Source organism: Streptomyces sp. NPDC007095 (assembly GCF_040634475.1).
GTDB lineage: Bacteria > Actinomycetota > Actinomycetes > Streptomycetales > Streptomycetaceae > Streptomyces.
On record NZ_JBEYFS010000185.1, the window covers coordinates 1 to 24,491 of the forward strand.

23 protein-coding genes and 2 pseudogenes are annotated in these 24,491 nt (G+C 69.7%); 9 read left to right on the forward strand and 16 right to left on the reverse strand.

Going from position 1 to position 24,491, the window contains the following annotated elements; genetic code table 11:
• Positions 1-90 precede the first annotated feature (90 nt).
• From ABZ656_RS42755 to ABZ656_RS42765, 3 genes and pseudogenes are all read right to left on the reverse strand, one after another.
• Positions 91-675 (reverse strand): histidine phosphatase family protein, encoded by a 585-nt coding sequence (locus tag ABZ656_RS42755; RefSeq protein ID WP_101406169.1) that lies wholly within the window; start codon positions 673-675, stop codon positions 91-93.
• A 135-nt stretch (positions 676-810) separates the two neighbouring features.
• Positions 811-1,089 (reverse strand): annotated as a pseudogene (locus tag ABZ656_RS42760) (hypothetical protein); the annotation flags it as partial.
• Positions 1,090-1,110: 21 nt separating this feature from the next.
• Complete coding sequence (locus ABZ656_RS42765; RefSeq protein ID WP_101406167.1) at positions 1,111-2,547, reverse strand: PLP-dependent aminotransferase family protein; 1,437 nt, start codon at positions 2,545-2,547, stop codon at positions 1,111-1,113.
• Between ABZ656_RS42765 and ABZ656_RS42770 the strand changes: the two genes are divergently transcribed.
• Together ABZ656_RS42770 and ABZ656_RS42775 are read left to right on the forward strand one after the other, a co-directional pair.
• Positions 2,546-3,475, forward strand: a complete 930-nt coding sequence (locus tag ABZ656_RS42770; RefSeq protein WP_360275841.1) for a DMT family transporter — start codon at positions 2,546-2,548, stop codon at positions 3,473-3,475. The two genes, ABZ656_RS42765 and ABZ656_RS42770, sit on opposite strands and share 2 nt — an antisense overlap.
• Positions 3,476-3,519: 44 nt before the next feature.
• Positions 3,520-3,711, forward strand: coding sequence for a DUF1918 domain-containing protein (locus ABZ656_RS42775; RefSeq protein WP_101406165.1), 192 nt, complete (start codon positions 3,520-3,522; stop codon positions 3,709-3,711).
• 40 nt (positions 3,712-3,751) lie between these two features.
• Here the strand turns inward: ABZ656_RS42775 and ABZ656_RS42780 are convergent, their stop codons facing one another.
• Entirely contained in the window at positions 3,752-5,017 is a 1,266-nt protein-coding gene (locus ABZ656_RS42780) for a family 10 glycosylhydrolase (RefSeq protein WP_360275844.1), read from the reverse strand.
• Positions 5,018-5,255: 238 nt separating this feature from the next.
• Here ABZ656_RS42780 and ABZ656_RS42785 point away from each other — a divergent pair, with 238 nt between their 5' ends.
• Positions 5,256-6,113 (forward strand): 3-hydroxybutyryl-CoA dehydrogenase, encoded by an 858-nt coding sequence (locus ABZ656_RS42785; RefSeq protein WP_180362583.1) that lies wholly within the window; start codon positions 5,256-5,258, stop codon positions 6,111-6,113.
• A gap of 457 nt (positions 6,114-6,570) precedes the next feature.
• On the opposite strand, the gene ABZ656_RS42790 is transcribed toward ABZ656_RS42785, so the two are convergent.
• The 6 genes from ABZ656_RS42790 to ABZ656_RS42815 all read right to left on the reverse strand — a co-directional run bounded on the left by ABZ656_RS42790 (position 6,571) and on the right by ABZ656_RS42815 (position 13,851).
• Positions 6,571-7,575, reverse strand: coding sequence for an NAD(P)/FAD-dependent oxidoreductase (locus tag ABZ656_RS42790; protein ID WP_101406162.1), 1,005 nt, complete (start codon positions 7,573-7,575; stop codon positions 6,571-6,573).
• Between the two features lie 39 nt (positions 7,576-7,614).
• Complete coding sequence (locus ABZ656_RS42795; protein WP_101406161.1) at positions 7,615-8,826, reverse strand: cytochrome P450; 1,212 nt, start codon at positions 8,824-8,826, stop codon at positions 7,615-7,617.
• Positions 8,827-8,872: 46 nt separating this feature from the next.
• Positions 8,873-10,624: a non-ribosomal peptide synthetase gene (locus tag ABZ656_RS42800; protein WP_360275849.1), complete on the reverse strand. Its 1,752-nt coding sequence runs from the start codon at positions 10,622-10,624 to the stop codon at positions 8,873-8,875.
• Positions 10,621-11,322 (reverse strand): LLM class flavin-dependent oxidoreductase, encoded by a 702-nt coding sequence (locus tag ABZ656_RS42805; protein ID WP_101406159.1) that lies wholly within the window; start codon positions 11,320-11,322, stop codon positions 10,621-10,623. The genes ABZ656_RS42800 and ABZ656_RS42805 overlap by 4 nt, the downstream gene beginning before the upstream one ends.
• A gap of 18 nt (positions 11,323-11,340) precedes the next feature.
• Entirely contained in the window at positions 11,341-11,718 is a 378-nt protein-coding gene (locus ABZ656_RS42810; protein WP_360275852.1) for a winged helix-turn-helix domain-containing protein, read from the reverse strand.
• 357 nt (positions 11,719-12,075) lie between these two features.
• Positions 12,076-13,851 (reverse strand): MFS transporter, encoded by a 1,776-nt coding sequence (locus ABZ656_RS42815; RefSeq protein ID WP_360275855.1) that lies wholly within the window; start codon positions 13,849-13,851, stop codon positions 12,076-12,078.
• Between ABZ656_RS42815 and ABZ656_RS42820 the strand changes: the two genes are divergently transcribed.
• Positions 13,801-14,688, forward strand: coding sequence for a sigma-70 family RNA polymerase sigma factor (locus ABZ656_RS42820; protein WP_101406156.1), 888 nt, complete (start codon positions 13,801-13,803; stop codon positions 14,686-14,688). The two genes, ABZ656_RS42815 and ABZ656_RS42820, sit on opposite strands and share 51 nt — an antisense overlap.
• Before the next feature lie 15 nt (positions 14,689-14,703).
• Here ABZ656_RS42820 and ABZ656_RS42825 read toward each other — a convergent pair whose 3' ends face one another.
• From ABZ656_RS42825 to ABZ656_RS42835, 3 genes are all read right to left on the reverse strand, one after another.
• On the reverse strand, positions 14,704-15,486 hold the full coding sequence (locus ABZ656_RS42825; protein WP_360275858.1) for a cation:proton antiporter: 783 nt from the start codon (positions 15,484-15,486) through the stop codon (positions 14,704-14,706).
• Positions 15,483-15,800: an integrase core domain-containing protein gene (locus ABZ656_RS42830; protein ID WP_360275861.1), complete on the reverse strand. Its 318-nt coding sequence runs from the start codon at positions 15,798-15,800 to the stop codon at positions 15,483-15,485. Before ABZ656_RS42830 ends, ABZ656_RS42825 begins: the two co-directional genes overlap by 4 nt.
• 273 nt (positions 15,801-16,073) lie before the next feature.
• On the reverse strand, positions 16,074-16,457 hold the full coding sequence (locus ABZ656_RS42835) for a hypothetical protein (RefSeq protein WP_180362581.1): 384 nt from the start codon (positions 16,455-16,457) through the stop codon (positions 16,074-16,076).
• Between the two features lie 45 nt (positions 16,458-16,502).
• Here ABZ656_RS42835 and ABZ656_RS42840 point away from each other — a divergent pair, with 45 nt between their 5' ends.
• The 5 genes and pseudogenes from ABZ656_RS42840 (at position 16,503) to ABZ656_RS42860 (ending at position 20,507) form a co-directional block, all read left to right on the forward strand.
• Positions 16,503-17,813 carry a hypothetical protein gene (locus ABZ656_RS42840; RefSeq protein ID WP_360275865.1) on the forward strand — a complete coding sequence of 437 codons (1,311 nt, stop codon included), beginning with the start codon at positions 16,503-16,505 and terminating at the stop codon, positions 17,811-17,813.
• Positions 17,814-17,919: 106 nt separating this feature from the next.
• Entirely contained in the window at positions 17,920-19,278 is a 1,359-nt protein-coding gene (locus ABZ656_RS42845) for an SMI1/KNR4 family protein (RefSeq protein ID WP_360275868.1), read from the forward strand.
• Positions 19,279-19,327: 49 nt separating this feature from the next.
• Positions 19,328-19,600 carry a glutaredoxin domain-containing protein gene (locus tag ABZ656_RS42850; protein WP_067370829.1) on the forward strand — a complete coding sequence of 91 codons (273 nt, stop codon included), beginning with the start codon at positions 19,328-19,330 and terminating at the stop codon, positions 19,598-19,600.
• A gap of 307 nt (positions 19,601-19,907) precedes the next feature.
• Positions 19,908-20,024 (forward strand): annotated as a pseudogene (locus tag ABZ656_RS42855) (3-hydroxyacyl-CoA dehydrogenase family protein); the annotation flags it as partial.
• A 225-nt stretch (positions 20,025-20,249) separates the two neighbouring features.
• A complete protein-coding gene (locus tag ABZ656_RS42860; RefSeq protein WP_054236124.1) occupies positions 20,250-20,507 on the forward strand; it encodes a hypothetical protein in 258 nt (85 codons plus the stop codon).
• A gap of 4 nt (positions 20,508-20,511) precedes the next feature.
• Here the strand turns inward: ABZ656_RS42860 and ABZ656_RS42865 are convergent, their stop codons facing one another.
• The 3 genes from ABZ656_RS42865 to ABZ656_RS42875 all read right to left on the reverse strand — a co-directional run bounded on the left by ABZ656_RS42865 (position 20,512) and on the right by ABZ656_RS42875 (position 23,822).
• Positions 20,512-21,087 (reverse strand): NUDIX hydrolase, encoded by a 576-nt coding sequence (locus ABZ656_RS42865; protein ID WP_360275872.1) that lies wholly within the window; start codon positions 21,085-21,087, stop codon positions 20,512-20,514.
• A 107-nt stretch (positions 21,088-21,194) separates the two neighbouring features.
• Positions 21,195-22,535 carry a transcriptional regulator gene (locus ABZ656_RS42870; RefSeq protein WP_360275875.1) on the reverse strand — a complete coding sequence of 447 codons (1,341 nt, stop codon included), beginning with the start codon at positions 22,533-22,535 and terminating at the stop codon, positions 21,195-21,197.
• 315 nt (positions 22,536-22,850) lie between these two features.
• Entirely contained in the window at positions 22,851-23,822 is a 972-nt protein-coding gene (locus ABZ656_RS42875) for a PP2C family protein-serine/threonine phosphatase (RefSeq protein ID WP_360275878.1), read from the reverse strand.
• Positions 23,823-24,491 lie beyond the last annotated feature (669 nt).

The window sequence follows — 24,491 nt, forward strand, 5'->3', positions numbered from 1 at the left end:
GTACGAGGGTCAGGGCCCGGCACGCCGAGAGCACGCACCTGACGCCGCGGAGCCGCCCTCCGGGCGACGACGGGAATTTGACGACAGGACCTAGGCGCGCTGCGGCACGCCTTCCAGGCGCAGGTTCCAGCGGCCGTTGATGCCGGTGAGGGTGATGGTCGACAGGGGGCGGACGTCGATGTTCCAGTACGCCGACGGCTGGGCCTTGAGCGCGTAGACCAGCGCGGCCCGCACCACCGAGGGTTCGGCCACCGCGACGATCCGGCTGCCGTCGTCCGCCGGGCGGGTGTCGAGCCAGCCGCCGACGCGGGAGATGAAGGAGGTCAGGGACTCGCCGCCGTGCGGGACGGAGCGCGGATCGGCGAGCCAGGCGTCGACCGCCGACGGCTCGCGGGCCATCGCCTCACCCAGCGTGAAGCCGCGCCAGCGGCCCATGTCGCAGTCGCGCAGCGCGGGCTGCGCCAGCGGCGCGTACCCGAGGGCGTCGCCGGTGGCGCGGCTGCGCGGGGTCGGTGAGCAGTAGCGCAGCTCGGCCGCCGCCAGTGGCACCAGTTCAGGGGCAGCGCGCTGCACTTCGTCCCAGCCGGCCTGGTCCAGCGGCCGGTCGTCCTCGAAGCGTTCGGCCAGCAGCGAGGAGCTGCGGGCGGCGGCGACGAAAGTGACCCGAAGATGCATGCGGAGATCGTGGGGCGCGGGACTCCGCAGGTCAATAGGTGTTACGCAAGGTATACGCAGGCTTGGCGGAGTGTGCTTGCCGAAGCGGACCGGGGCCGGGCCCGGGGGGATCCTCCCCGGGGGCCACGAGGGCGGTCAGCTGTCGGAGGCGTCGAGGCCGGTGCCGGGGATCCAGGAGCCGTGGATGCCGCCGGTGACCCGGCGCGGAAGACGGACGGTGGCGATCCGGTCGAGGCCCGAGGCCTCCAGGACCAGGAGCGGGGAGGCGTCCTGCTTGAGGCCGGAGACGACGGTGGCGTCCTCGTAGGTGTTGGCGGCGTGCAGCATGTTGCCCGGTTCGACGGAGAACCAGCGGATCTTCGCCGCGCCCTGCGGACCGCGGGGCATGACGCCGATCCGCGTCGGCTGCGCATCGTTCCAGCCGACCCGGGCCGGTCACCTCAACACCCCGTCGCACGCCGCCCTCAGCCGTCGTACCCCCTCCGTGATCTCCCCCGTCCCTCCGACCGCCGCGAAACTCAGCCGGAGGTACCCCGCAGGGGGCTCCGCGCTGAAGTAGGGGCGGCCGGGGGCGACGGCCACGCCCTCGCGGAGGGCTGCGGAGACCAGGGCGGACTCGTCGGTGCCGTCGGGCAGGCGGAGCCACAGGTGGTAGCCGCCGGAGGGGATGTGGGGCAGCGCGAGTTCGGGGAGCGTCAGCCGCAGCGCGGTCGTCATCGTGTCGCGGCGGTTCCTCAACTCGGCGGACACGGCCCGCAGATGACGGGGCCAGGCGGGCGAGCCGGCCAGTTCGAGCGCGGCCTCCTGAAGGGGACGCGGCACGAAGAAGGTGTCCACGACCTGGATGGCACGCAGTCGTTCGAGTACCGGGCCGCGCGCGGCCAGCGCACTGACCCGGAAGCTCGGCGAGGTCGCCTTGGTCAGGGAGGAGACGTGCACGACGACCCCGTCCGGATCCTCCGCGGCCAGCGGACGCGGCAGCGGCCCCGCGTCCTCGTGCACGAGACGTCGTACGAAGTCGTCCTCGATGACGAACGCGCCTGCCTCGCGCGCGATCCGCACCACCTCGGCGCGCCGCTCGGGGGCGAGTACGGCGCCGGTCGGGTTCTGGAACAGCGGCTGGCAGACGAACACCCGGGCGCCGGTCGCCCTGAAGGCGTCGGCGAGCAGGTCCGGTTTCACCCCGTCCGCGTCGACCGGTACGGGTACCGGCCGCAGGCCCGCCGCGCGGGCGATCGCCAGCATGCCCGGATACGTGGGCGACTCGACCAGGACCGGGGCCCCCGGCGGGGCGAGTGCCTTGAGCGCGGTGGTCAGCGCGGACTGGCCGCCCGCCGTGACGAGCACCTCCGCGGCGGTGATCGCACCGCCGATACCCCGCGCGAACCACTCGCGCAGCTCCGTCAGCCCCTCCATCGGCGGCCGCGACCAGGCGCCGGGACGTCGGCCCGCCCTCGACAGGGCCGCTCCCATGGCCCGCTCGGGCTGGAGCGAGGGGTGCAGATAGCCGCCGTTGAACTCGACGACGCCGGGCGGCGGGGCGGCGAGCGAGGCGAGGACCCCGGAGGCGTCCACCGTGCGCGGGACGAGTTCCGCCGCGGCGTCCGCGCTCAGCGTGACCTCCTGCCAGGAGGTGTCCCCTGCGGGCGCGGCGGACGTACGCGGGTGCGCACGGAACGCGCCGGCGCCCGGCCGGGTCACCACCAGCCCCTCGGCGGCAAGCTGAGCCAGTGCCCGCGACACTGTCACCGGGCTCACCCGGAACCGCTCGACGAGCGCCCGGCTCGATGGCAGCTTTCCACCGGGTGAGTAGCGGCTCAGCTCCCGCCGCAGCTGATTCGCCAGATCTCCGACACTGCTACGCTCTTGCATGACAGCACAGAGTAGCGCTATCGTTCGGATCGGGATAGCGGTCAGGACGCCCGAGCCGGAGCCCTCGGCGGACCGCCGTTCCGGCACCCTTCAGGCCGCCCTCGGCGTCACCGCCTTCTCCCTCACCTTCCCCGCCACCGCCTGGGGCCTGGAGGGCTTCGGCCCCTGGTCGCTGGTGGCCGTGCGCAGCGTCCTGGCCGCCGTCATCGCGGGCGGCTGTCTGCTGGCGCTGCGCGTGCCCGTACCGGCCCGCCGGCACTGGGCCGGGCTCGCCGTGGTGGCCGCCGGTGTCGTGCTCGGCTTCCCCCTGCTGACGACGCTCGCGCTGCAGACGTCCACCACCGCCCACGCGGCCGTGGTCGTCGGGCTGCTGCCGCTCACGACCGCGCTGCTGTCGGCGCTGCGGACCGGCGCGCGCCCCTCACGGATGTTCTGGGGCGCCGCCCTCGCGGGCGCGGCCGCGGTGATCGCGTTCACCGTGCAGCAGAGCGGTGGGGCGCTGAGCAGCGCGGACGCCTATCTCTTCGGGGCGCTGCTGATCTGTGCCGCGGGCTACACCGAGGGCGGCCGGCTCGCCCGGACCATGCCGGGGTGGCAGGTCATCGGCTGGGCGCTGGTCCTGTGTCTGCCGCTGTCGGTGCCGGGCGCGCTGGTGGCGTTGTCGTACGAGCCGGTCCGTCTGTCGGCTCACAGTGTGGCGGGACTGCTGTGGGTGGCCGCCGGATCACAGTTCCTGGGCCTGGTCGTCTGGTACCGCGGGATGGCGGCGATCGGAATTCCGAAGGCCAGCCAGTTGCAGCTGGCGCAGCCGCTGCTCACACTGGTGTGGTCGGTACTGCTCCTCGGCGAGCAGCTCACACCGGCCGCACCGCTGACGGCGGCGGCCGTGCTGATCTGCATCGCGCTCACCCAGCGAGCGCGGGGCTGAGCCGCAGGACCGTTACTCCCGCTGATGACGAGGAGACCCTTCAGATGCATGCAGACGTGGGCGACAAGCTCGTGCAGCACGGCAGGGTTGTCGGACAGCACGACAAGGTCGCGGAGATCACCGAAGTAATAGGAACGGAGGGCACGCCCCCGTACCGCGTGCGCTTCGCGGACGGGCACGAGGCGATCTGCTCACCGGGCCCCGACTCGGAAATCCGTCACAAGGACCCGCTGTAGACATTCGGTCACAAGAACCCGCTGTAGACATTCGGCAGTTTCAGCGCGCGGGTCGCGCCGGCCGTTGGTAATGGTCGGTCACGACCCGCGCCATCGCTCCGACGCGGTCGATGTCGACCTCCTTGGCGGAGAAGAAGACGTGTCCGCGCACCTGGGTGTGGTCCCGCGCGAAGGTGAGGTGCCGGGAGAGTTCGGCCGGGTCCTGCCAGGCCGCGGGCTGCGCGGGGTCACCGGCCTTGTAGAGGGCTTCCCCGACGTACAGCTGCACGCCCGTGCCCCGTGTGACCGCCGCCCACCAGGGCACGAGCTTCGCGTAGTCGGCGGCGGCGAAGCCGAGGTTCCAGTAGATCTGCGGGACGACGTAGTCGATCCACTGCTCGCGGACCCATTTCCTGGTGTCGGCGTACAGATCGTCGTACGTCTGCACGGCGGCCCGGGTGTCCGAGCCCCGCGGGTCGGTCGCGCTGTTGCGCCACACCCCGAACGGGCTGATCCCGAAGCGGGTACCGGGCCGGATCAGCGGGATGCGGGTGGCCGTCTCCCGCACCAGCCTGTCGGTGTTGTCGCGCCGCCAGGCGGCCCGGTTCGCGAAGCCCGCGCCGTGCGTCCGGTACGCGGCGTCGTCGTCGAAGACCTGTCCCCCGGCCGGGTACGGGTAGAAGTAGTCGTCCCAGTGCACGGCGTCGATCGCGTACGTCCGCACAGCGTCGAGCATCGCGTCCTGGACGAAGGCGCGGACCTCGGGCAGCCCGGGGTTGTAGTAGAGCCTGCCGCCATAGGGGACGACCCAGTCGGGGTGCTTGCGGGCCGGGTGGGTCGCCACAAGTCTGCCGGGGTCGGTGTGGTTCGCGATGCGGTAGGGGTTGAACCAGGCGTGCAGTTCGAGGCCACGCGCGTGGGCCTCCCGCACCGCGGTGCCGAGAGGGTCCCAGCCGGGGTCCCTGCCCTGGACGCCGGTGAGGTACTGCGACCACGGCTCGTACGCCGAGGGCCAGAACGCGTCGGCCGTGGGACGGACCTGGAAGAACACGGCGTTCAGGCGGTGGTCGACCGCCCTGTCGAGGTGGGCGAGGAGCTCGGCGCGCTGCCGGGCGGCGGACAGGCCGGTCCGCGAGGGCCAGTCGCGGTTGATGACGGTCGACAGCCACATGCCCCGCAGCTCGGAGACCGTCCGTCGGCGACCGGGCCCGGGGGTTGCTCCGGCACGGGGTACGCCGGCCGGCTCCCCCGCCGTGACGAGACCCGGCTCCCCCGTCGTGACGAGACCCGGCTCCCCCGTCGTGACGAGACCCGTCAGCGTCGCCATCGCCGCCACGGTGAACGCCCGCCGTGACCCCCGCCTAGTCCCCGCCGTCCGCCCCACTTCACCCCATCCCTTCACGCTCCGGATCCGTACGGTCACGGATCGTCTCCCCTGCCAGCATGCCCCACCCGGGCGATCGATCATCGATACTTCGGAGTAACGTGCACGGGACGTGCACGATCGGAGCAGGCACCGAACAACGGGCGTCCTGCGACAGCCGTAGATCAGCGAAGGGGACGATGTGACCGACATCGAACGCGTCGGAGTGGTGGGCTGCGGCCAGATGGGAGCGGGCATCGCCGAGGTCTGCGCCCGCGCGGGTCTCGACGTCAAGGTCGCCGAGACCACCGGTGAGGCCCTGGAGATCGGCCGTACCCGGCTGTTCAACTCCCTCTCCAAGGCCGCCGAGCGCGGAAAGATCTCCGCGGACGAGCTCACCGCCACCCAGGAGCGGCTCAGCTTCACCACCGACCTCGGCGAGTTCGCCGACCGCGATCTGGTGATCGAGGCGGTCGTCGAGAACGAGCAGGTGAAGACCGAGATCTTCCAGGTGCTCGACCAGGTGGTGACCCGGCAGGACGCGATCCTCGCCTCCAACACCTCCTCGATCCCGCTGGTCCGGCTCGCGGTCGCCACCTCGCGCCCCGACCAGGTCGTCGGCATCCACTTCTTCAACCCGGCCCCGGTGCAGCAGCTCGTCGAGCTGATCCCGGCGCTGACCACCTCCGAGGGCACCCTCGGCCGGGCTCAGCTGTTCGCCGAGAAGGCCCTCGGCAAGCACGCGATCCGCGCCCAGGACCGCTCCGGGTTCGTCGTCAACGCGCTGCTGATCCCGTATCTGCTCTCCGCGATCCGGATGTTCGAGTCGGGCATCGCCAGCCGCGAGGACATCGACAACGGCATGGAGCTGGGCTGCGCCCACCCGATGGGCCCGCTCAAGCTCTCCGACCTGATCGGCCTGGACACGGTGGCCTCGGTCGCCTATTCGATGTACGAGGAGTACAAGGAGCCGCTGTACGCCGCTCCCCCGCTGCTCCAGCGCATGGTGGACGCGGGCCGGCTCGGCCGGAAGTCCGGCTCGGGCTTCTACACGTACTAGCGAGTGCGGCAACGCCGCCAAGTGGCGCTGTTCAAGGGCGAGTTCACCCGGAACAGCGTCCACGGCGGCACTACCGTCGGATGGCTCTCGCGGCGCCCGCCAGGTCCCCCTCCGCGCGTCCTCGCCCAGCCCACGTGGACTGCACGGGAACACGGCCTGTTGAGCGGCATCGACCGACAGCAAACCGATCCTGACCTGGGACTTTGTATCTTTCGAAGCTGTCAGGGCCTTTCCCGCTTACTCAGCGAAAAATCCCTGGAAAGTCCCCGGGACAGAGCTGAAAGTCCCTGAAAAGTCCCTGGGAAGTCCCTGGTTCGGAGCGGCCCGACCAGCGCTTGCGAGTCCCACGCCGATGTCGCGGGCAACTGGATTCGGACCCGAGACCTACGCATTACGAGACCGTGAGCGATCGTGTTGCGTGCTGTTCCGTCGTGCTGTCCGGTGACGTTTTGCCTGATCAGAGCACGTGCCAGTTGACGAGCGTGCGGACATCCTCGAAGGCGCAGTTCATGCCCTGCCCCATGAAAGGTGCCATGGCGTGGCAGGAGTCGCCGATGAGCACGGCCGTGCCACCCAGGGCCCATCTGTCGCAGCGGGTGAGCCGCACCGTCGAGACTGGCTTGGTGGCCAACTGCTCCTCCAGGTCCGGGATGTCGGCAGCCAGCCTGGGAAAGACCTCGGCGAACTGATGGGCCAGAGGCAGGCCGCCAGTCGCGGCGGCATAGGAGGGGCTGGGCCCCGTCCGCCGGAAGAACACCGAGCCCGCGAAGCGCGGTGAGGAAACCAGCGGGAAGGCACCGAAGAGCGCGTCACCGGCCGGCCAGTAGTGCATGAGTCCGCGATCGCAGGAGGGCAGGCTCAGGACGATCTCCTGATAGGCCAGCTCCAGGGTGCTCACCTGCTCCTGAGCGCCTTGGTCGACCAGGGCGCCACGAACCACGGAGTGGACGCCGTCGCAGCCCAGAACATGCCGATAGGGAATCCACCGCTCGGCGGTGCCCGCCTGTACCAGCAGCGCCGGTGCTTCTAGGTCGACGGAGAGAACCGGCCGCTCGAAATGGAGGCGCACCCCCGGCTCAGCCTCGGCGGCGTCCAGCAGGAGGCGGTGCAGCCGGTGCCGTTCGACTGCCCAGATCGGTTCCCCGTCCCGGCTGTAGGGGGTCACCACGGTGCTGCCGTCCGGCAGGTGGCCGCACCGAGCGGTGAGAGGAGCACAGATCCGGCGCACGGCCTGCTCCAGGCCGAGTTCGCGGAGCACCCGCCACCCGCGCTCCGACAAGATCACCATGAGGGACCGACCCTGCCCCGCTGGGATGTGCCGGGGGTCCGTCTGCCGCTCCAATACGGTGACCCGGCCGAACCTCCGGGCCAGGTAGATCGCGGCGACCGGGCCGGCCAATCCGGCCCCGACCACCACGATACCGCTGCTCGCCGTGGGTGCGGACGTGCCCGAGTCATGCATGATTTGCTCCTACTGAGACAGTGCGGACACGCGGTACGGCTACCAGGCCACCGGAAGCTCACGGACGCCGTAGGCCACGCCGTCGTACTTGAACGGGACGTCGGCGAAGTCGATGGCGAGGCGCAGGGTGGGAATGCGCCGGTAGAGGGTGCCGTACACCACCTGCAGTTCGAGGGTGGCCAACGGACGGCCGAGGCAGTGGTGAGGGCCAAAGCCGAAGGCCAGGTGGTGCTGGGCCTCTCGGGTGATGTCCAGACGGTCGGGGTGGGGGAAATTCTCCGGGTCCCGGTTGGCCAGTTCGCTGGCGAGGATGATCCCCTCGCCGGCTCGGATGGTGATGTCCCCGATGGTGATGTCCTCAAGCGCCACTCGTCGGCGTCCGGAGTGCGAAATGTTGAGGTAGCGGAGCAGTTCGTCGACCGCGCCATTAATCAGCGTCTGGTCCTCGGTCTCCCGCAAGAGCGACAACTGGTCAGGGTTGCACAGCAGAGCCAACGTGCCGAGGGCGATCATGTTCCCGGTGGTCTCAAGCCCGGCTACCAGCAGTGTCATGGATATGTACGACAACTGCTCCGGGCTCAGTAAACCCGTACGTACCTGTGTCTCGATCACCGAGGAGATCAGACCGTCCGCGGGCTCCTTCATCTGCCGGTCGATCAGTTTCCTGAGATAGCCACGCAGTGCCTCCTGAGCGCCCACCACCATTTCGGGTGAGCCGTCCCGGTGGAGCATGAGGGTGCTCTGCTCCTGGAAGAACTCGTGGTCGGCATAGGGCACTCCGAGCATCCGGCAGATGACCTGGGTGGATGTCGGGAAGGCGAACTGGCTGACCAGGTCGGCCGGGTTGGGGCCTGCGAGAAGGCCGTCGATCAACCCGTTGACGATGTCGGTGACATCTCCCCTGAGCGCCTCGATGTTCCGGATGGCGAACGGCGAGGAAACCATGCGTCGCTGACGAGCATGCTCGGGGTCGTCTATGGCGACGAAGGAGCGGCCGTCCTTGCGCCGCTCGCGGCTGCCCAGGTCGAAGTGGGGGTAGCCGGGCTTGGTCGAGTCGGCACTGATCCGAGGATCCACCAGGAGTTTGCGTCCGAGTTCGTATCCGGTGATCAGCCATGGGGTGCTGCCGTCCCAAAGCGTGACTCGGACCGGGTCGCCGAGCGCGCGCAGGGCGGGCGCCGGGTCGAAGGGGCAGGCCGGCTCCTTCAGGATCGGGAAGTGGACCAACTGTTCAGTCACGGAACTCTCCATTCCTTGCCGCACTGGGCCGCGGTCCGTCCTGCGGCCGTCGTTGCTGTCAGCGGTTCAGGGACCGGGCGATCTCCCGCAGATCGCGCGCCCCGAGAACCGCCCGGATGGACACGCGCACACCCAGTTCCTCGCGCAGCGAGCCGATCAGCCGGCCTGCGAGCAGGGAATTGCCGCCGAGGTCGAAGAAGTTCCCCTCGGGATCGACCTTCGGCAGGCCGAGCAGCCGGGCGACCGTGTCGTACAGCCCGTTCTCCAGCGAACTCGGTTCTCGAGGTGCGCCGTGCTGCGCCTGCGCGACCGCGCCGTCCCGGCCTGCCAGGGCGGCGCGGTCCATCTTCCCGTTGGGCAGAGTGGGGAAGGCCTCGAGTACTTCGATGCGCGTCGGCACCATGAACTCCGGCAGGGCGCCGGCCATCCGCACCCGCAGGCCCGCCGAGTCGATGGTGTCACCGGGACGCGCGCTTACGTATGCGACCAGCCGCGCGTCAGCGAGTTCTCCCTCGACGACCACCACGGCCAGATCCACGTCCGGCTGCCCGGTAAGGAAGGCCTCGATCTCGCCGAGTTCGACACGGAAGCCCCGCAGTTTCACCTGCCCGTCGGCACGGCCGGCAAAGTGGAACCGGCCGTCGGTATCCCGTCGCCCGCGGTCTCCCGACCGGTACATGCGGCTGCCCGGCAGACCGAAGGGGTCCGGCAGGAACCTCACCGCGGTCAGTCCCGGACGGTTGACATAGCCTCGGGCCAGTCCGGAGCCGGCCAGGTACAGCTCGCCATCGGCCACGGGCCGCAGGTTGTCGTCGAGCACATAGACCCGGGCCCCGGTCCACGGCACGCCGATACCGACACCGTCCGCCTCGGTGATCGGGCCGGCGATGGTGCAGCCGACGGTCACCTCGGTGGGGCCGTAGCCGTTGAACATGCGCCGATCCGGTGCCCAGGTGCGCACCAGGGCCGGGGTGCAGGCGTCACCAGTCGACATGATCGTGCCACCGGGCAGCACTCCCTGGCTGTCCGTGACGCTGAGCGCGGCTGGTGGCAGCACCGCGTGGTCGATCTCGTACTTGACCAGAGTTTCGTGCAGGGCATCGCCCGGCAGCAGGTCCTCGTCGTCTGCCACGACGAGGGTGGCCCCGTGCAGCAGGGCGAGCGCGATGTCCCAGAATCCCGCGTCGAAGCTGATCGAGGCCCAGGCCAGCACCCGGTCAGCGGGAGCGGGCTGGAACCGGGCCGCCTGTGTGGCGACCAAGTCCGCGATGCCCTCGTGGGTAACCGCGACGCCCTTCGGTGTCCCCGTGGAGCCGGAGGTGTAGATCACGTACATGAGGTGGAGGTCCGACAGCGGCTCCCGCCGCTCAGACTGCCGTACGTCCGCGCCGCTGTACCCGGAGCACGCCTCCGCGCATGCCTCGGAGTCGAGGACCACCTCCTCCAGTTCCACTCCTTCGGGCCGTCCCACCCCCGCCCGTACGAGCAGCCGCGGGGCTGCGTCCTGGACCATGAACGCCTTACGGGCCGTGGGGTAGCGGGGGTCGAGGGGCAGATAGGCGCCGCCCGCCTTGAGGACCGCCAGCAGCGCCACTACCAGATCGGGGGAACGTGGCACGGACAGCGCCACCAGGTGGTCCGGGCCCACGCCCTGGTCGATCAGCAGCCGGGCCAGCTGGTTGGCACGCTCGTTGAGCGCGCCATAGGTGAGCGAGGTGTCCTTGTACAGCACAGCTGGCGTCTCCGGGCTGCGCGCCGCCTGTGCCTCGAACAGCTCCGGCACCGTACGGCCGGCCAGCCTCCCGGTCATCGAGCCCCGCCCAGGTGGGGGCGGACTTCAGACGCGAACAGTTTCAGGCTGCGCTCCATCGTCTCCAGGGGCTGCTGGCCGTAATCGAGCTGGAACAGGACGATGTCCGCCCCCAATTCCCGCTCGATCTGACGCAGTTGGTCGACCGCGCTGCGGGGCGAACCGATCACCGCCAAGCCTGCGGCCTCGCTCGGGCCGGCCTGGTGCTTGTCCACTACGGCCTCGCGGTAGCCCTGGTACGAGGTGGATGTGCGGCTGCGCCACGCGTCGGCTGCCGAGCCGAAGGTGTCCCAGTGCCGACGCAGCGCAGCGGTGCCCTGCTCCACCGCTTCCTCGTCGGAGTCGGCCAGGTACAGCGCGACGCTGATGGCGACCTGCGGCTGCTTTCCGGCGTTGTTCGGTGCCGCGACGAACCTGCTCCGGTACAGCTCGATCATCTCGCGGACCTGGCCCACCTGCTCACGGCTGGGCGCGGAGGCGATCAGGAGGTTGTAGCCGGAGTCCCCGATCCATTCGAAGCTGGAGCGGGTGAGGAGCGCGGCGGCCCACACGGGAGGGTGCGGGTCCTGCGTGGGCAGCGGCAGGGAGTTCGCGCCGTCATAACGGAAGAACGGCGTGTCCTCGCTGACGTCGGGCTCTGTCCACAGCCTGACCACGGCATCGACGGTAGCCCGGAAGCGGTCCGTACTGCTGTCCATTAGGGTTCAGCACCGCGGTCACGCTGTGTCGGTCTCCAGGATGTAGCCCCGGCCCCAGACGGTCCGGAGACTGAGCCCGACCATGGCGATACGGCGGCGCAGCCGCATGATCTGCAGGTCGAGGGCGTTTCTGGAGATCTTCCCAGTGGCTTTGACCACCTGCCGCTCCAGCTCCGACCGGTAGACCACTTCGCCGTAGTGGGCGGCGAGCTGCTCCATGATTCCCATCTGGGTATCGGAGATGGCCACCGATTCGGTGCCGAAATAGAGAATTCCGGTGGAGTCGACGGTCGGAACCTTCCGCCCATAGACGCGCTGGGCCAACGCCTGGATGCGTGCCTCGACGTCGCCGCGGGGGGGCGGGCGCTCTGATCCAGTCCTCTGTGGGGTCCACACAGACGGGAGCATCGTTGCCGGCCTCCACGACCAGCAGGCGGGGAATACCCGCCTTTCTGCAGTTGTCTCGCGTTTCAGCTTCGATAGGCCAGCGTATTAACTTGACGCCTTTGCTCAAGAATTTCTCCCCATAGCAACCGGGCAATCTAGCGTTCTGCCTTGTGGGTTCGATAAGAGATGCGCCCTGATACTGCACTGACATGGCAATGCGACCTATGGCGGAACACTTAGGAGGTCCGCTGGCGGCATGGCCGCCCAGGCGGGGCGCAATCTCACTGACGTAGTTGTAAAGCCGGGCGCCAGGGCAGTGTGTCGACCTCCGATCCCCCTGGCCGCCCTTCTTCATTGCAATGTGGATCACTTGCTCTGTCGGGGGAAGCTATCGCCTGTCACGGTGGCCTCGCGTTTCTGGACGGCCGGGTCTGGCTGCGTGGCGGCCTGCTGCCGCTCGGCCCGCTGCCGGAACCCCGTCCAAGCGAGGCCCGCCGCCACAGCCGTGCAGGCCGCGGCGATCCCGACGGCCAGCTGGTAGCCGTGGAGGAAAGAGTCGACGGCTGGCTGCCGGAAGGGTGCGCCGAGCGTATCCACCACGCTCTGTACGCGTCCGCCACCCACGTCGTGCGCATGCCCGACTGCCGTGGCATGGCGCGTCCCGTCCAGCTCGGACACCTTGCTCTGCCAGGCCGAGGCGGCCGCGTTGACGCCCAAGGTACCGAACAGCGCGAGGCACACCGAGGAGCCGATCTGCCGCGATGCGTTCAGGACACCGGAGGCCGCACCGGAGACACCGGAGGGTACGTCACGCATCGCCACATGGGTCACCGCGGGCACGAATGTGCCGAACCCTCCGCCGTACAGCGCGTATCCGAGGGCGCTCACGGCGAACGGAGTGGTTCCTGCACGGCTGAGCAGGAACACGCCGACCGCAGCCACCAGCGTGCCCCAGGTAGCCACCGTCGACGCGCGGAAGCGGGAGTCGAGCCGCCCGCCGAACTGTGCCATGGTCAGGAACGGGATGTTCATGAACAGCCACGACAGCCCGGTGCGCAGGACCGACCAGCCCGCGACGTTCTGGAAGTACAGCGTGACCCAGAAGAGCGCGCCGCTCATCCCGCCGTAGCAGAGCATGTAGATGCCTGAGGCGCTCGCGAAGCTCCTTGCCCGCAGCAGAGCCGGCGGCAGCATGGCATGCGGGGCACGGCGCTCCCACCAGAAGAAGGCGAGTAACAAGACCACGCCGGCGGCCAGGGGCGCCGACACGAGGGCTCCACCCCACGGGTGGTCGGACGACTCGACAAACCCGAGCGTGAGACAGACCAGCCCCAGGGAGCTGAGCGCCATCCCCGGTACATCGAGCTTGCGCGCCTGCGGGTTGCGCGACTCGCGGACCGCCACGACCGTACAGGCGATACCCAGAGCAGCGAAGGGCAGGTTGATCCAGAACACGGACGGCCAGCTGAAGAAGGTGAGCAGGATGCCTCCGCCGACAGGTCCAGCACCGAATCCGGTGCCGCCGATGGCCGCCCAGGCCCCGATCGCACTGGCGCGCTGCTCCTGTGGGTAGGTCTCCGTGATGATCGACAGTCCCAGGGCGAGCATCGCCGCGCCACCGATTCCCTGCACGGCACGGAAGGCGACGAGCGAGGTCGCGTTCCATGCCACCGCGCAGGCGATCACGCCAATCAGGAAGACGACCATTCCTGTCAGGAAGACCCGCTTGCGGCCGTACCGGTCGCCGAGCGCTCCGCTGGCCGGGATGATCGCGGCCAGGCTCAGCGAGTACGCGCTGATCACCCACTCCAGCTCGGCAGCGCTCATGCGCAGTTCGCTCTGCATCGACGGCAGCGCCACGTTCACGATGGTCAAATCGAGTGAGGTCATGAATGTCGCCATACACATGGCGAAAAGAGTCAGCCGCCGACGCCGCGTTTCGGTGAGAGAGAGGCTCATGTCATCCCTCCCCTCAAGATGCGTGTGATATGCAATGACGAAGTGATCATCCGTACTCCAAGTCGGGTTCAGGATCAGTGGGTCGGCTAGCCACCCACTAGTGACGACCCGCCACGACCGAGGAGTGTGACCGTGCACGAGCACGATCGGCTGGCGCAGCAGTTCGAAGACTTCCGACCACATCTGAGAACCGTCGCCTACCGGATGCTGAGCTCACACGCCGAGGCCGAGGACGCCGTACAGGAGACCTGGATCAGACTCAGCCGCAGCAAGACGGACGAGATCGAAAACCTCGCCGCCTGGCTGACCACCGTGATCGGCCGGATCTGCCTGAACGCCCTCCGGTCACGCGCCGCGCGGCCCGAGGACCCGGTCGGCGTACGCCTGCCGGACCCCGTCGTCGGGCACGAACCTTCCCACGGCCCCGAGGACGAGGCTCTGCTGAGCGACTCGGTGAGCCTCGCGCTGCTGATCGTGCTGGACGCGCTCGCCCCCGCCGAGCGTGTGGCCTTTGTACTGCACGACATGTTCCATCTGACCTTCGACGAGATCGCGACCGTCATCGGGCGTACGACGGTGGCGACGCGCCAGCTCGCCAGCCGGGCACGCCGCCGAGTGCAGGGTGCCCACGAGGTGGACTCCGGCGGCGACTTCGCGACCCGACGCATGCTGGTCGACGCCTTCTTCGCCGCGGCGCGCAACGGTGATCTCGACAGGCTCGTGGCCGTGCTGGACCCGGATGTCGAACTCCGTGCTGACGGCGGACTCGCGCTCTCCTCCGCCTCGGCCGAGATCCATGGGGCCCACCTCGTGTCGGAGCGGGCCGCGTTGTTCCGTCAGCCCGGCGTCACGGTGACCGCCGTCCTGGTCAATGGCACCCCCGGTGTCCTGGTCGACCGGGACGGCGTACCGGTGTCCGTCATGGGATTCGCCGTCAGGCAGGACCGGATTACGCAGATCCAGATCCTGCTGGACCCGGAGCGCCTCGCCGCGATCGACTTCGAAGCCTTCAAAGCGTAGGCCCCGGGCGTCTCCTCAGGAGACGCCCGCCAGGTCCTTGCCCCGCTGGAGACGGGCCCGCTCCTCGTCGTTGGCCTCGATGCGCCGCACGGCTCGGCGGAGCACCGGCGGCGCCATCAGCGAGGTTCCGATCGCGACCAGTACCACGATCGTGTAAGACGCGGTGTTCAGCACGCCCAGCCGCAGACCGATTCCGGCCACGATGATCTGAATGACCCCGCGCGCGTTCATGCCGGCGCCGAGCACTAGGCCGGCCCGGCGATCAAGCCGCGCGACGCGGGCGCCGAGCAGCGCTCCGGTGAACTTGCCCACGGTCGCCACGGCGAGCGCGCACAGCGCGGCCACGGCGACCACCGGCGTGCCCAGCGCGGACAGATCCATACGCAGGCCCGCCTCGGCGAAGTAGAGTGGTGCGAGAACCGAGAGCGTGACGGAGCGCAGGGGCGCCAGTCCCCTCTTCGCCTCCGCTCCAGCGGTGCGTACCAGGAGGCCTCCGACGAGGGCGCCGAACGACGCCTCGATACCCATGGCCTGTGTGACCGCCGCGCATCCGATGATCACCACGGTCGCCGCGCCCGTGGCTGCCTGCGGGGTTTGCGTCCTGGCCATGAGCCACCGGATTGCCGGTCGGCCGAGGAGCATGGCGCAGGCGGTGATCACCACTAACCAGCACAACGGCTCAGCGACCGTTCCGCCGGTGAGCCCGCTCGCTGCCGTGGCAGACACCACAGACAGCAGCATCCAGCCGGTGACATCATCAACTGAGGTGCCCCCCGGAGTGTGGACACAGGGGTTCATGCCGCGAGTGTGAGTCTACGTTCTGTTTGGTGCTGCTGTTCGAACTCGACGGGTGAGAGGTAGCCGAGCGAGCTGTGGCGCCTTCGCCCGTTGTAGTACGTCAGCCACTGGAAGAGTTCCAGCCTGGCCTGGCTGATCGTCGTGAAGAGCCTCTGGTGCATCGTCTCTCTCTTCAGCCCCTGCCAGAAGCTCTCGGCGAGGGCGTTGTCGTAACTCGACCCGACGCGGCCCATGCTCCTGCGGATCCCGAAACGGTCGCAGACCTGGGCGAACGCGCCCGAGGTGTACTGACCAGGTTCAATCAGTGGATGCAACACCGGTTTATTTGATCGATAGTAGATGGCCGTTGAGGGCTTCGGCGGGTGTCTTCCAACCGAGGCTCTTGCGGGGGCGATCGAGCAGCGTCTCGCCGGTCACCCCGACGTCCGCGGCGACCGCGGCATACGTCCGCTTCCCGCCCCCGCGCGGTACAACGCCACCGCGTCGTTCCTGAACTCCACCGGATATGGAGACTTCCGTCCCACCAGGACACCCTTCCTCGGACCTACAAGATCCATTGTCAGAGTGTCCACACCACAGGGGTCGCCTCAGTCCAAGAGCAGGGCATCGGCGGGACGCAGTCCATCGAGGGCGACGATGCCGAAATTCGGCAGGCCCTTGATGCCGGGGCAGTCTGTGTCGACGGGGTCTGGCGCGGGGATGTAGGCGGGGGCGCGGCCGGTGGCGTACGCGCCGAGTGGGTTCAGGCACAGGGCGAGCAGGCCGTCATAACAGGAGAGTTGGTCGAGGTCGTCGCCGCCCCAGTTGTCGCGGTAGTCCTCGCGGGCGCCGACGGGCGGAACGTACTCGATGCCGATGAGGCCGAGGGTGGCAGCGTATTCGAACAGGACGGCGAGCGTGTAGCGGTCCTGGAGCAGGGGCCAGTCGTGGAATCCGTCGTAGCCGAGGCTGTCGTATGCAGCGCCCACCATGGCAGCGCCCGGCATTCACGTGTTCGAGTTCAGTAGCGTGGAGGGATGAGAACACGTGGGGGGAGGCTCGCCGCCGTCGCGAGCCTGGCAGCCAGTGCGGCCCTGGTACTGGGCGGCTGCGGCAGGATCAACGCAGGGGACACCGGCACGGGGGACACGAGCGCGGCAGAGCTCGGGTTCAAGGAGTATGCGGGCACGGTGGACTACCCGTCGGTGACCGGCCCGCACAACAAGGGGTACGTGGCGCCCCGCGAGGGTCTGCGCCAGCTGGTGCCGCTGGGTGACTGCGCCCTGGGCGAGGGGACATTCGCCAACGGGTACCGCTATGTGAACGTCAACTGGACTGGTTCCAACGGCTGTACGAAGCTCTCGATCAACCCGAAGCCGGGCGCCGACGACGAAACCGACGTGCCGTACTCCATGCGCGGCGGCTGGCCCGGTGGCGGCCTGCCGGGCGACGTGGTGGTGCCGTGGGACGACGGTTCGCTGATCGGTGTCGGCGCCACGTTGACCCGCCGGGCACCGAACGGCGAGCAGTTCCGGCTCGCCACGCTGCCACTGACGTTCAACACCCGCCCCGAGCAGGAGACCGCGGACGACGCCTCGGTGAACACCGCGGTCAAGGTCGGCTCGCTCCTGCTGATCGGCGGCGGCCAGACGGTCGACCGGGTGGAGTCTCCGTACGTGTTCGCGTCCGACGACGCGGGCAAGACCGTGCGTCGCGTGCCGCTGCCGCCGATCGACGGTCGGCAACCGTCCACACCCGTGGGCGACTTCGGCGTCAACGGCAAGGAGGTCGTCGCCTTCGGCGCGGCAGCGACCAACGCCTTCGACTTCCACTCCTCTGGCACGATCCCGTTCTGGCGCAGCGCGGACGGCGGCGCGCACTGGACGTCCGGCGAAATCACCGGGATGCCACCGGGCACACAGGTGCACAGCATCCTGTACGCGTCGGACCACTGGTTCGCCGTGGGTGGCTATGCCAGGGCCGGCGCCTTCTACGACTCCCTCCCGCTGGTTCTCACCAGCAAGGACGGCACCCGCTGGACCCGGATGGACACTTCGGCAATGGGCACCGGCGAGATCACTGCCGCGACCGTCGACTCCGCGGGCCACCCGGTCCTGGTCGGCTCGGCCCCCCGGCCCAAGTCCAAGCCGAACACCCGCACAGTGCTGTGCAGTTCCATCTGGGTCGGCAACGGGACGACCACGGGCTGGAAACGCGGCGGCCTCGGCTGCAGCGAGGACCCCCCGAGAACGGCGGTCACCCTCGCGGACGGGCGCGTGCTGATCGCGGGCAACCGGGACCTCTGGCTCTCTCGAAGCCCGGGGCCGGGGCGCGGTCACGGGTCTTGATCTCTTCCCGCGGAAGACGGGCGTAGCCGAGTCGGGCCGCAACCCGTTGTCGTACCCCTGTGGTGAGGTGAAGTCGGACGACGGAGAGCGAGAGGCGGAGGGGACGATGGGTGAGCGTACGACGTGGCGGCCGTTTCTGGAGCAGTGGAGCGCGGAGTGGATCGCGGGGCACGACCCGGACAAGGACGCACCGCTCGCGCAGGAGGTCGTGCGGGACGCCTGGCTCGGGTTCGCGCCGGCCAGTGAGGCCGAGGTCGCTGCGGCCGCCCCCCGGCTGGGGCGCCGGCTGCCGCCTTCGCTGCGGGAGTTCCTGCTGGTCACCAACGGGTGGCGGGACGCGGGCAACTTCATCTACCGGCTGGCGGGCGCCGCGGAGCTGGAATGGCTGCGGGACACCGACGACCGCACCTGGATCGAGGTCTGGGAAGACCTCGCGGAGGACGATGTCGAAGAGGACGAGGACGGTGAGGAGGCATTCGACGTTCAGGAGGCGAAGGTCCTGGCGCGCTGCCTGCGCCTGTCCCTTGAGGGTGACGCGGCGGTCATGCTGCTCGACCCCGACGACGTGGACGTAGACGGCGAGTGGGCGGCGTACTGGCTCGCCTCCTGGTCCGGCGAGGGACCGGAGCGGTACGGCTCCTTCCACGGCCTCATGCGCCGACAGTGGGTGTCCTTCCACGCCCTGCGCAAGCCGCCGGGCGCCACCCGGGACCACTGGGACGCGGAGGTCGAGCGGGCCCGATGCGAGGCGCTGGCCGGGGCGGTCGACGGACCGCTGTCGGTGTTCGCCCAGGCGCACGAGTACGGGCGGGAGCGAGCAGACGTGCTGAGCATGCAGATGAAGGCGATGCTCGGCGACTGGCGCGGCCACATCGCGAGCCTGATGTGGTACCGCCCGGGGAACGACGACCTCCTGCTCAGCCCGCTCTTCACCGCGGAACTCCTGCCGCTCCTGGTCCGGCAGGACCAGCTCGCGCACCCCCACGACCTGCGGCCCCTGCCGCGGCTCAAGGAGCACGCGCCCGCACCTGTGCGGGCGCTCGTCGCCGACTACGAGGCCCGGGCGGCCGAGCCGGGCTTCCGGCTCACCTTCGGCGGACCCGAGTTCGACGCGGCCGTGCACGCCGTCGCCGACCGCCTCGCCGGGCAGCCGGCCTTTCAGGCTCCCGACGAGCCGCCGATCCGTACGGGGCCGATCGTCGTCACCCTGTACGCGGGCGGCGGCCCGCGGCCCGAACCCGACCCAATGTCCGACCCCGCCAAGGTCCGCACGGCCCGCGCGGGCCTGTGTGACGAAGCCTGGCCCGAACTCCGTGCAGCGCTACGCCTGTGGCACCCGGTGTGCGAGGACCATATTGCCCCGATATCCCTGTTCGCCGACCCGGTCCTGGCCCAGCTGATCACCCCGGACCGCGGCCGCGAGATCCTGGCCACGCCCCGAGGTACGGGCCCCGGTGTCCCGTAGGCTGGAAGTTCCGGCCGCCAGGGACAGCAACACCGTACGGGGGAAGTGCATGACCGAGGAAAGCGACGGCGTCGTGATGTACTGGCGGCCCGGCTGCGTGTTCTGCATGAACCTGCGGCTGAGCCTGCTCTTCACGCGCCTGCGTTACACCAAGCGGAACATCTGGCGGGACAAGGACGCAGCGGCGTTCGTCCGCTCCGTCGCGGACGGAAACGAGACGGTGCCCACCGTCACCGTCGCCGGGCACGCCATGGTCAACCCGTCGAAGCGACAACTGCTGGATGCGGTCCGCGAGTACGCGCCGCACCTACTCTCGTCCTGACCTGGCGCTGAGAGCAGAGGGCCGGGGCCGACGGCCTGTGGTCGGCCTGGTCGCGGTCGAGGGCCGTCTGACGCCACTCCAACGCGAGCCCGCTCTGTTTCGCCTCGCACAGCACCTGGACCACGCCGTCGCAGAACCCGGAACACGACGGTCGAGCGGGAGGGAAGCCATTTCCAGCCGCAACACCCACTCCGCGGTATCGGCCTGCGCCGCGCGCCCCGAAGTGCAGAGGCAGTCGATCACGCAGACCTGCCACTACAGGGACGGCGACGGCGTGATAAATAGCGTGCCTGACGCGCACACTGACAACGTGTACGAGGAGTACAAGGAGCCGCTGTACGCCGCTCCCCCGCTGCTCCAGCGCATGGTCGACGCGGGCCGGCTCGGCCGGAAGTCCGGCTCGGGCTTCTACACCTACGCCTGATCACGTACGGTCGCCCCCTTTCGTACCGTCACCTGATTACGTACGGTGAAACTCAGGCGTACGCGGACCCGGCGCCCCTTTCGGTGCCGGGCCCGCGCCATTCACACGCCGTGTGCGCGCCGGGCTCGCATATGCCCCTCGCACACGCTCCCCACGTGTCCACCAGGCGGGTTGACTTTCCGTGCGCATCCAAGGGATGTGACGACTACGGAAAGGAGCGGACCCGTGACCGCCGACCCGGAGCATCCCGTGGTCCATGGAGAACTCGCAGAGTTACGCCGTCGCCTCGACGTGGCATACGCACGCGTCGAGGGAGGGCATGCCCTGCTCAGTCACCGCGCCGAACAGACCGCCAAGGAGCTCGACGACCTGAGCGCACGGGTCGTCGCCCTGGAACACACCCGCTGGCCACTGCCCGCGATCGCGGCCCTCACGGCCGTGGGCGCACTCGCCGTGGCGGTCTGGCAGGCTCTCGGGCGCTAGCCGACTAGCGTCCAGGACGCCGTGGGGGGATGGATCGGGGCAACGCGTCCTGCCCGAGCCTGAGGTGGTGCAGGAGGAGTAGCGCGGCAGCCATATTGGCGGCCGGGACCTCGCCGCGGGCGACCATGTCGGGGACGAGCTTGAGGGGAACCCATTCCCGACGGTCGGACTCGAAGTCGTCCACAGGGTGTCCGATGTACGCGCCTTCGTCGGCCCAGAAGATATGGTGCCGGGCGTCGGTGAGCCCGTTGGAGGGCTCGACGCTCATCAGATGGCGCAGGGGTCCCGGTCGCCAGCCGGTCTCCTCCTCGAGTTCGCGGGCCGCCGCGACGGCGATGTCCTCGCCGTCCTCGACGACGCCCGCCGCGAGTTCCCAGCCCCAGCTGTCGGTGATGAAGCGGTGCCGCCACAGGAGCAGCACCTCGTTGGCCTCGTTCACCACCGTGGCCACGGCCACGGGACGCAGCCGTATCAAGAAGTGATCGAGGTGCCGACCGTCCGGCAGCTCGACATCTGCGAGATTGACGCTGAACCAGCGGTTTGCGTACACAGTTTGTTCGTTCTGTTTCGTCCACTGCACGGTTCTGCCACCTTCCGCCGAGTAGATGGCAATATCGCAGCAGGAGCGTCCTGACAGCAGGCGCACAGCAGCGCACAGTGCACGGTGCGGCGGCGGGACTCGGTGGTCTACAGCGGTACGCGCAGTGCTCCGTCGATGAGTTCGGCGGCCTCGGCCGTGCCCGCACAGCCGCTGCGCACCAGGTGTTCGCGTACCGCGCGCAGTCGGTCGCGCAGCCGCTGGGACTCCATTCCCCGGGCCTGCTCGGCCATTTGGACGGCGGTGGCCACCGCCTTGTCGGCATTCCCCTGCCGCAGCTCGATCTGACTGAGCATCGCAAGACGGTGCACGCGCCCCCGGTCGTGCGCCGGAGTGTCCACTGCCGCCTCGGCGTGCGCCGCGGCGGCCACCAGGTCACCGAGGCTCAGCAGTGCCTCCGCCACCTGTACGTTGACCAGACCGGGCTGGACATAGCCGGTCTCGTCCGGTTCGTAACCGCGCCGGATGCGCTCGGCGGCCTGTTCTGCACGCCGGATGCAGGACAGCGCGCTGCTGCCGTCGCCGAGGTGTGCGTACGCCTTCGCCTGCATGGCGTAGAGGTCCGAGGCGAGCGCCGGGGTGATGTGCCGCCCGGCGGCGCGCAGCGCGGCCTCCGCGAAGGCGACGGCCTGCCGGTGCTCGCGCATGAACAGCGACTGGTTGACCAGCAGGGCTATGACGTACGCCCCAAGACCCCGGTCCCCGCTGGCCTTCGCCAGCCGCAGCGCCTGGTGGAAGTAGCGCTGGGCGAGCCCGTGTGCGTCGGAGTCGTAGGCGCAGATCCCCGCTATGGCGACCAGGCCGCCCGTCGCACGGTGGAGTTGGCGGCCGGTGGCGTCGGGGTAACTGCCGCGCAGCAGGGGCGCGGTCTCCGCGTTGAGGAAGCCGACGATCCGGCTGCGGGTCGCCACCCCGCCCGCCTTGCGGTACATCTGCTCGTAGTGGGCGCGGGCCGCGCGCAGCATCTCGATGTCGGCCATGCTCACGTGGTGGCGGCCGCCGCGTGAGACGTCCACGTCCTCGGGCGGGTTCTCCCACTCCCACACGGGCATCACGGCGGGCGTTCCGGTGACGGCCGGGGCGCCGAGGAGGTGCGGGCGCTGCTGTTCGTCCGAGCGCCACAGGGCGGTGGCGCGCTCCACGAAACCGGAGAGCGAGGTGCCGTGCGGGGCGGACGGCTCGCCGGGCACACCGAGGCCGATGTCGTCGAGGGTGACAGGCCGGTGCAGGCGCCCCGCCAGTACTTCGCAGATCAGGTCGGGCACCTGGCCGCGCGGACGCTGGCCCTTCAACCACCGTGCCACGGCCGTGTGTTCGTATCTGAGGGCGAGGCCGCGTGCCCTCCCCGCCTGGTTGACATGCGCGGCGAGTCCGGCGTGTGAGATGCTGGCCTCGTCGAGTATCGCGTCGAGCAGAGTGTTGGGCTGCATTCGGGCCCCCGGATGGCTCGGTGGCGACAGTGCGGTCAGAGTAATCCGTCCCTTGCGCTTGTGGGTCCCCCTTCACACGGGGTGTGAACCGAATGCTCGTATCCGTACGGTGTGCACGCTGTCGCGCAGAGTTCCCGGCCTGTTGACTGAAATGCCTCGCAAGAGGCCGGCCGGGCCGCCGGCTCCCCCTCGTACAGTGCGGCGGCCCGGCTCCGCCGGCTGAGCGGGGTCACTGCGGGTTGCATGTCGGCCGCAGGTACGTTGTGGCTGGTTGCGCCCACGCGGCCCAGCCGCACGTGTCACAGCCCCGCGCCCCTAAAAACCTTGCGCTCGCGTGACGTGCTGCGCCACGGAGTGGCCCTGCTGCGTCGGAGTGACTCGGCTGCGGTCGTTCCGGAGGATCAGGACCGCCACGTCATCCGCCGGCCTGCCACCGCTGTGGCGGAGCAGGTCGGTGAGGACGGTGCGCAGGACGGACTGGGGTGAGAACGGCTGGACGCGGACAGCTCTGATCAGCGTGGCGGGCAGCGGGAAGAAGCAGCCTCGCTGGTCGCGGGCGTCCTCCACTCCGTCGGTGTGCAGGAACAGGGCCTCGCCGGGGAGGAGCCGGCCGCACCGGGTGGCCGCCAGTTCGGCCGGGAGCGGGAACGGACCGAGCGGGGGCAGCGGTTCGGCTCCCGTGAGTGGTTCCACGCGACCGGTGCCGAGCCGGTACGGCGACGGGTGACCGCAGTTGAGGGCGTACACCTCGCCGTCGCGGCGGATCTCCAGGAGCAGTACGGTGACGAACTCCTCGGCGACCGGGCTGTCGGGTTCCGGGCCCGCCGAGGGGTGTTCGGCACGCGCCCGCTCGCGCAGGTGCCGGGCCAGTGCGCGTTCCAGCCGCCGGAGCACGCAGGCGAGTTCGGGTTCGTCGTGCACGGCCTCGCGGAAGCTGCCGAGGACGGCGGCGACGGTTCCGATGGCGGCGAGCCCGTGTCCGCGCACATCGCCCATGACGACCCGTACGCCGTACTCGGTGGCGATCACCTCGTACAGGTCACCGCCGATGTTCGCGCCGTGGTCGGCGGAGAGCTGGGCCGCGGCGATGCTGAGACCGTCGATGCGCGGAGGCAGCGGTCGAAGCAGCACGCTCTGGGCGGCGCGCGCGACCTTGCGGATCTGCCGCAGCTCCCGCAGCAGCGCCCGTCTGACGTGGAGGATCAGCCCGGTGCCGACGGCGAAGAAGACGGCGCTGGTGACGATCCGCGCTTCCAGCCCGTCCCGCTGGGCGAGCGGGCAGGTCATTTTGTACGTGATGGCGATCGCGCCCCAGGCGGTGGGCAGCCCCAGGCTCAGTACCCGCCGCAGGGTCCGCCGCTCGGCCCGGTCGAGGCCGTCCGGCGGACCACCGACGTGGACCGTCCGGGCCGGTCGCACGCGCGGTCTGCCCCGGCTCACCGCCCGGACGAGCCCGGCCCGCAGACCGCTCCCCCGGGGTCGCGCCCGGAGGCCCACTCGGGCCGGCCCCCGCGAATTCGTCCGGGACGTCGCCCTGCGGGGAGCCCCAGCCTTGATACGGATCATGCCGATTGGCCCCCCAATAGGCCCTGACAGCGCAGACGACCTTCAAGAGGCCGGTCCGATTCTGTCGACCGCATGCCCCGATCGGGCCAGATCGCCCCGACTTGCCACCCGAATGAGTGACACAGCTTCGGACAACCGCATTTATGCAGGTGGGCCAGGGGGATGCGCGCCCCAGGGGGCGCGGGGAACTGCGCGCCCAGCCACGGCATACGCGCGGCCGAAGGACAACCCGCAGTTCCCCGGCACTGCCAACGGAGCTAACTCCGCCCGCAGTTCCCCGGCACTGCCAACGGAGCTAGTGCCGTGGCAGGCAACGTTTGCCCGTCAAGGAGCGGCGTCCGGTGCGTGCTCTCGGCGTGCCGGCCGGAAGTCCTCGTACTGGACGTACTT

What these genes read in the sequence shown, in the direction of transcription:
- ABZ656_RS42755 (WP_101406169.1), bottom strand. Translation starts at nt 675, where the DNA reads ATGCATCTTCGGGTCACTTTCGTCGCCGCCGCCCGCAGCTCCTCGCTG.
- ABZ656_RS42770 (WP_360275841.1), top strand. Translation starts at nt 2,546, where the DNA reads ATGACAGCACAGAGTAGCGCTATCGTTCGGATCGGGATAGCGGTCAGG.
- ABZ656_RS42765 (WP_101406167.1), bottom strand. Translation starts at nt 2,547, where the DNA reads ATGCAAGAGCGTAGCAGTGTCGGAGATCTGGCGAATCAGCTGCGGCGG.
- ABZ656_RS42775 (WP_101406165.1), top strand. Translation starts at nt 3,520, where the DNA reads ATGCATGCAGACGTGGGCGACAAGCTCGTGCAGCACGGCAGGGTTGTC.
- ABZ656_RS42780 (WP_360275844.1), bottom strand. Translation starts at nt 5,017, where the DNA reads ATGGCGACGCTGACGGGTCTCGTCACGACGGGGGAGCCGGGTCTCGTC.
- ABZ656_RS42790 (WP_101406162.1), bottom strand. Translation starts at nt 7,575, where the DNA reads ATGCATGACTCGGGCACGTCCGCACCCACGGCGAGCAGCGGTATCGTG.
- ABZ656_RS42795 (WP_101406161.1), bottom strand. Translation starts at nt 8,826, where the DNA reads ATGGAGAGTTCCGTGACTGAACAGTTGGTCCACTTCCCGATCCTGAAG.
- ABZ656_RS42800 (WP_360275849.1), bottom strand. Translation starts at nt 10,624, where the DNA reads ATGACCGGGAGGCTGGCCGGCCGTACGGTGCCGGAGCTGTTCGAGGCA.
- ABZ656_RS42805 (WP_101406159.1), bottom strand. Translation starts at nt 11,322, where the DNA reads ATGGACAGCAGTACGGACCGCTTCCGGGCTACCGTCGATGCCGTGGTC.
- ABZ656_RS42815 (WP_360275855.1), bottom strand. Translation starts at nt 13,851, where the DNA reads ATGTGGTCGGAAGTCTTCGAACTGCTGCGCCAGCCGATCGTGCTCGTG.
- ABZ656_RS42825 (WP_360275858.1), bottom strand. Translation starts at nt 15,486, where the DNA reads ATGAACCCCTGTGTCCACACTCCGGGGGGCACCTCAGTTGATGATGTC.
- ABZ656_RS42835 (WP_180362581.1), bottom strand. Translation starts at nt 16,457, where the DNA reads ATGGTGGGCGCTGCATACGACAGCCTCGGCTACGACGGATTCCACGAC.
- ABZ656_RS42840 (WP_360275865.1), top strand. Translation starts at nt 16,503, where the DNA reads ATGAGAACACGTGGGGGGAGGCTCGCCGCCGTCGCGAGCCTGGCAGCC.
- ABZ656_RS42845 (WP_360275868.1), top strand. Translation starts at nt 17,920, where the DNA reads ATGGGTGAGCGTACGACGTGGCGGCCGTTTCTGGAGCAGTGGAGCGCG.
- ABZ656_RS42850 (WP_067370829.1), top strand. Translation starts at nt 19,328, where the DNA reads ATGACCGAGGAAAGCGACGGCGTCGTGATGTACTGGCGGCCCGGCTGC.
- ABZ656_RS42870 (WP_360275875.1), bottom strand. Translation starts at nt 22,535, where the DNA reads ATGCAGCCCAACACTCTGCTCGACGCGATACTCGACGAGGCCAGCATC.
- ABZ656_RS42875 (WP_360275878.1), bottom strand. Translation starts at nt 23,822, where the DNA reads ATGACCTGCCCGCTCGCCCAGCGGGACGGGCTGGAAGCGCGGATCGTC.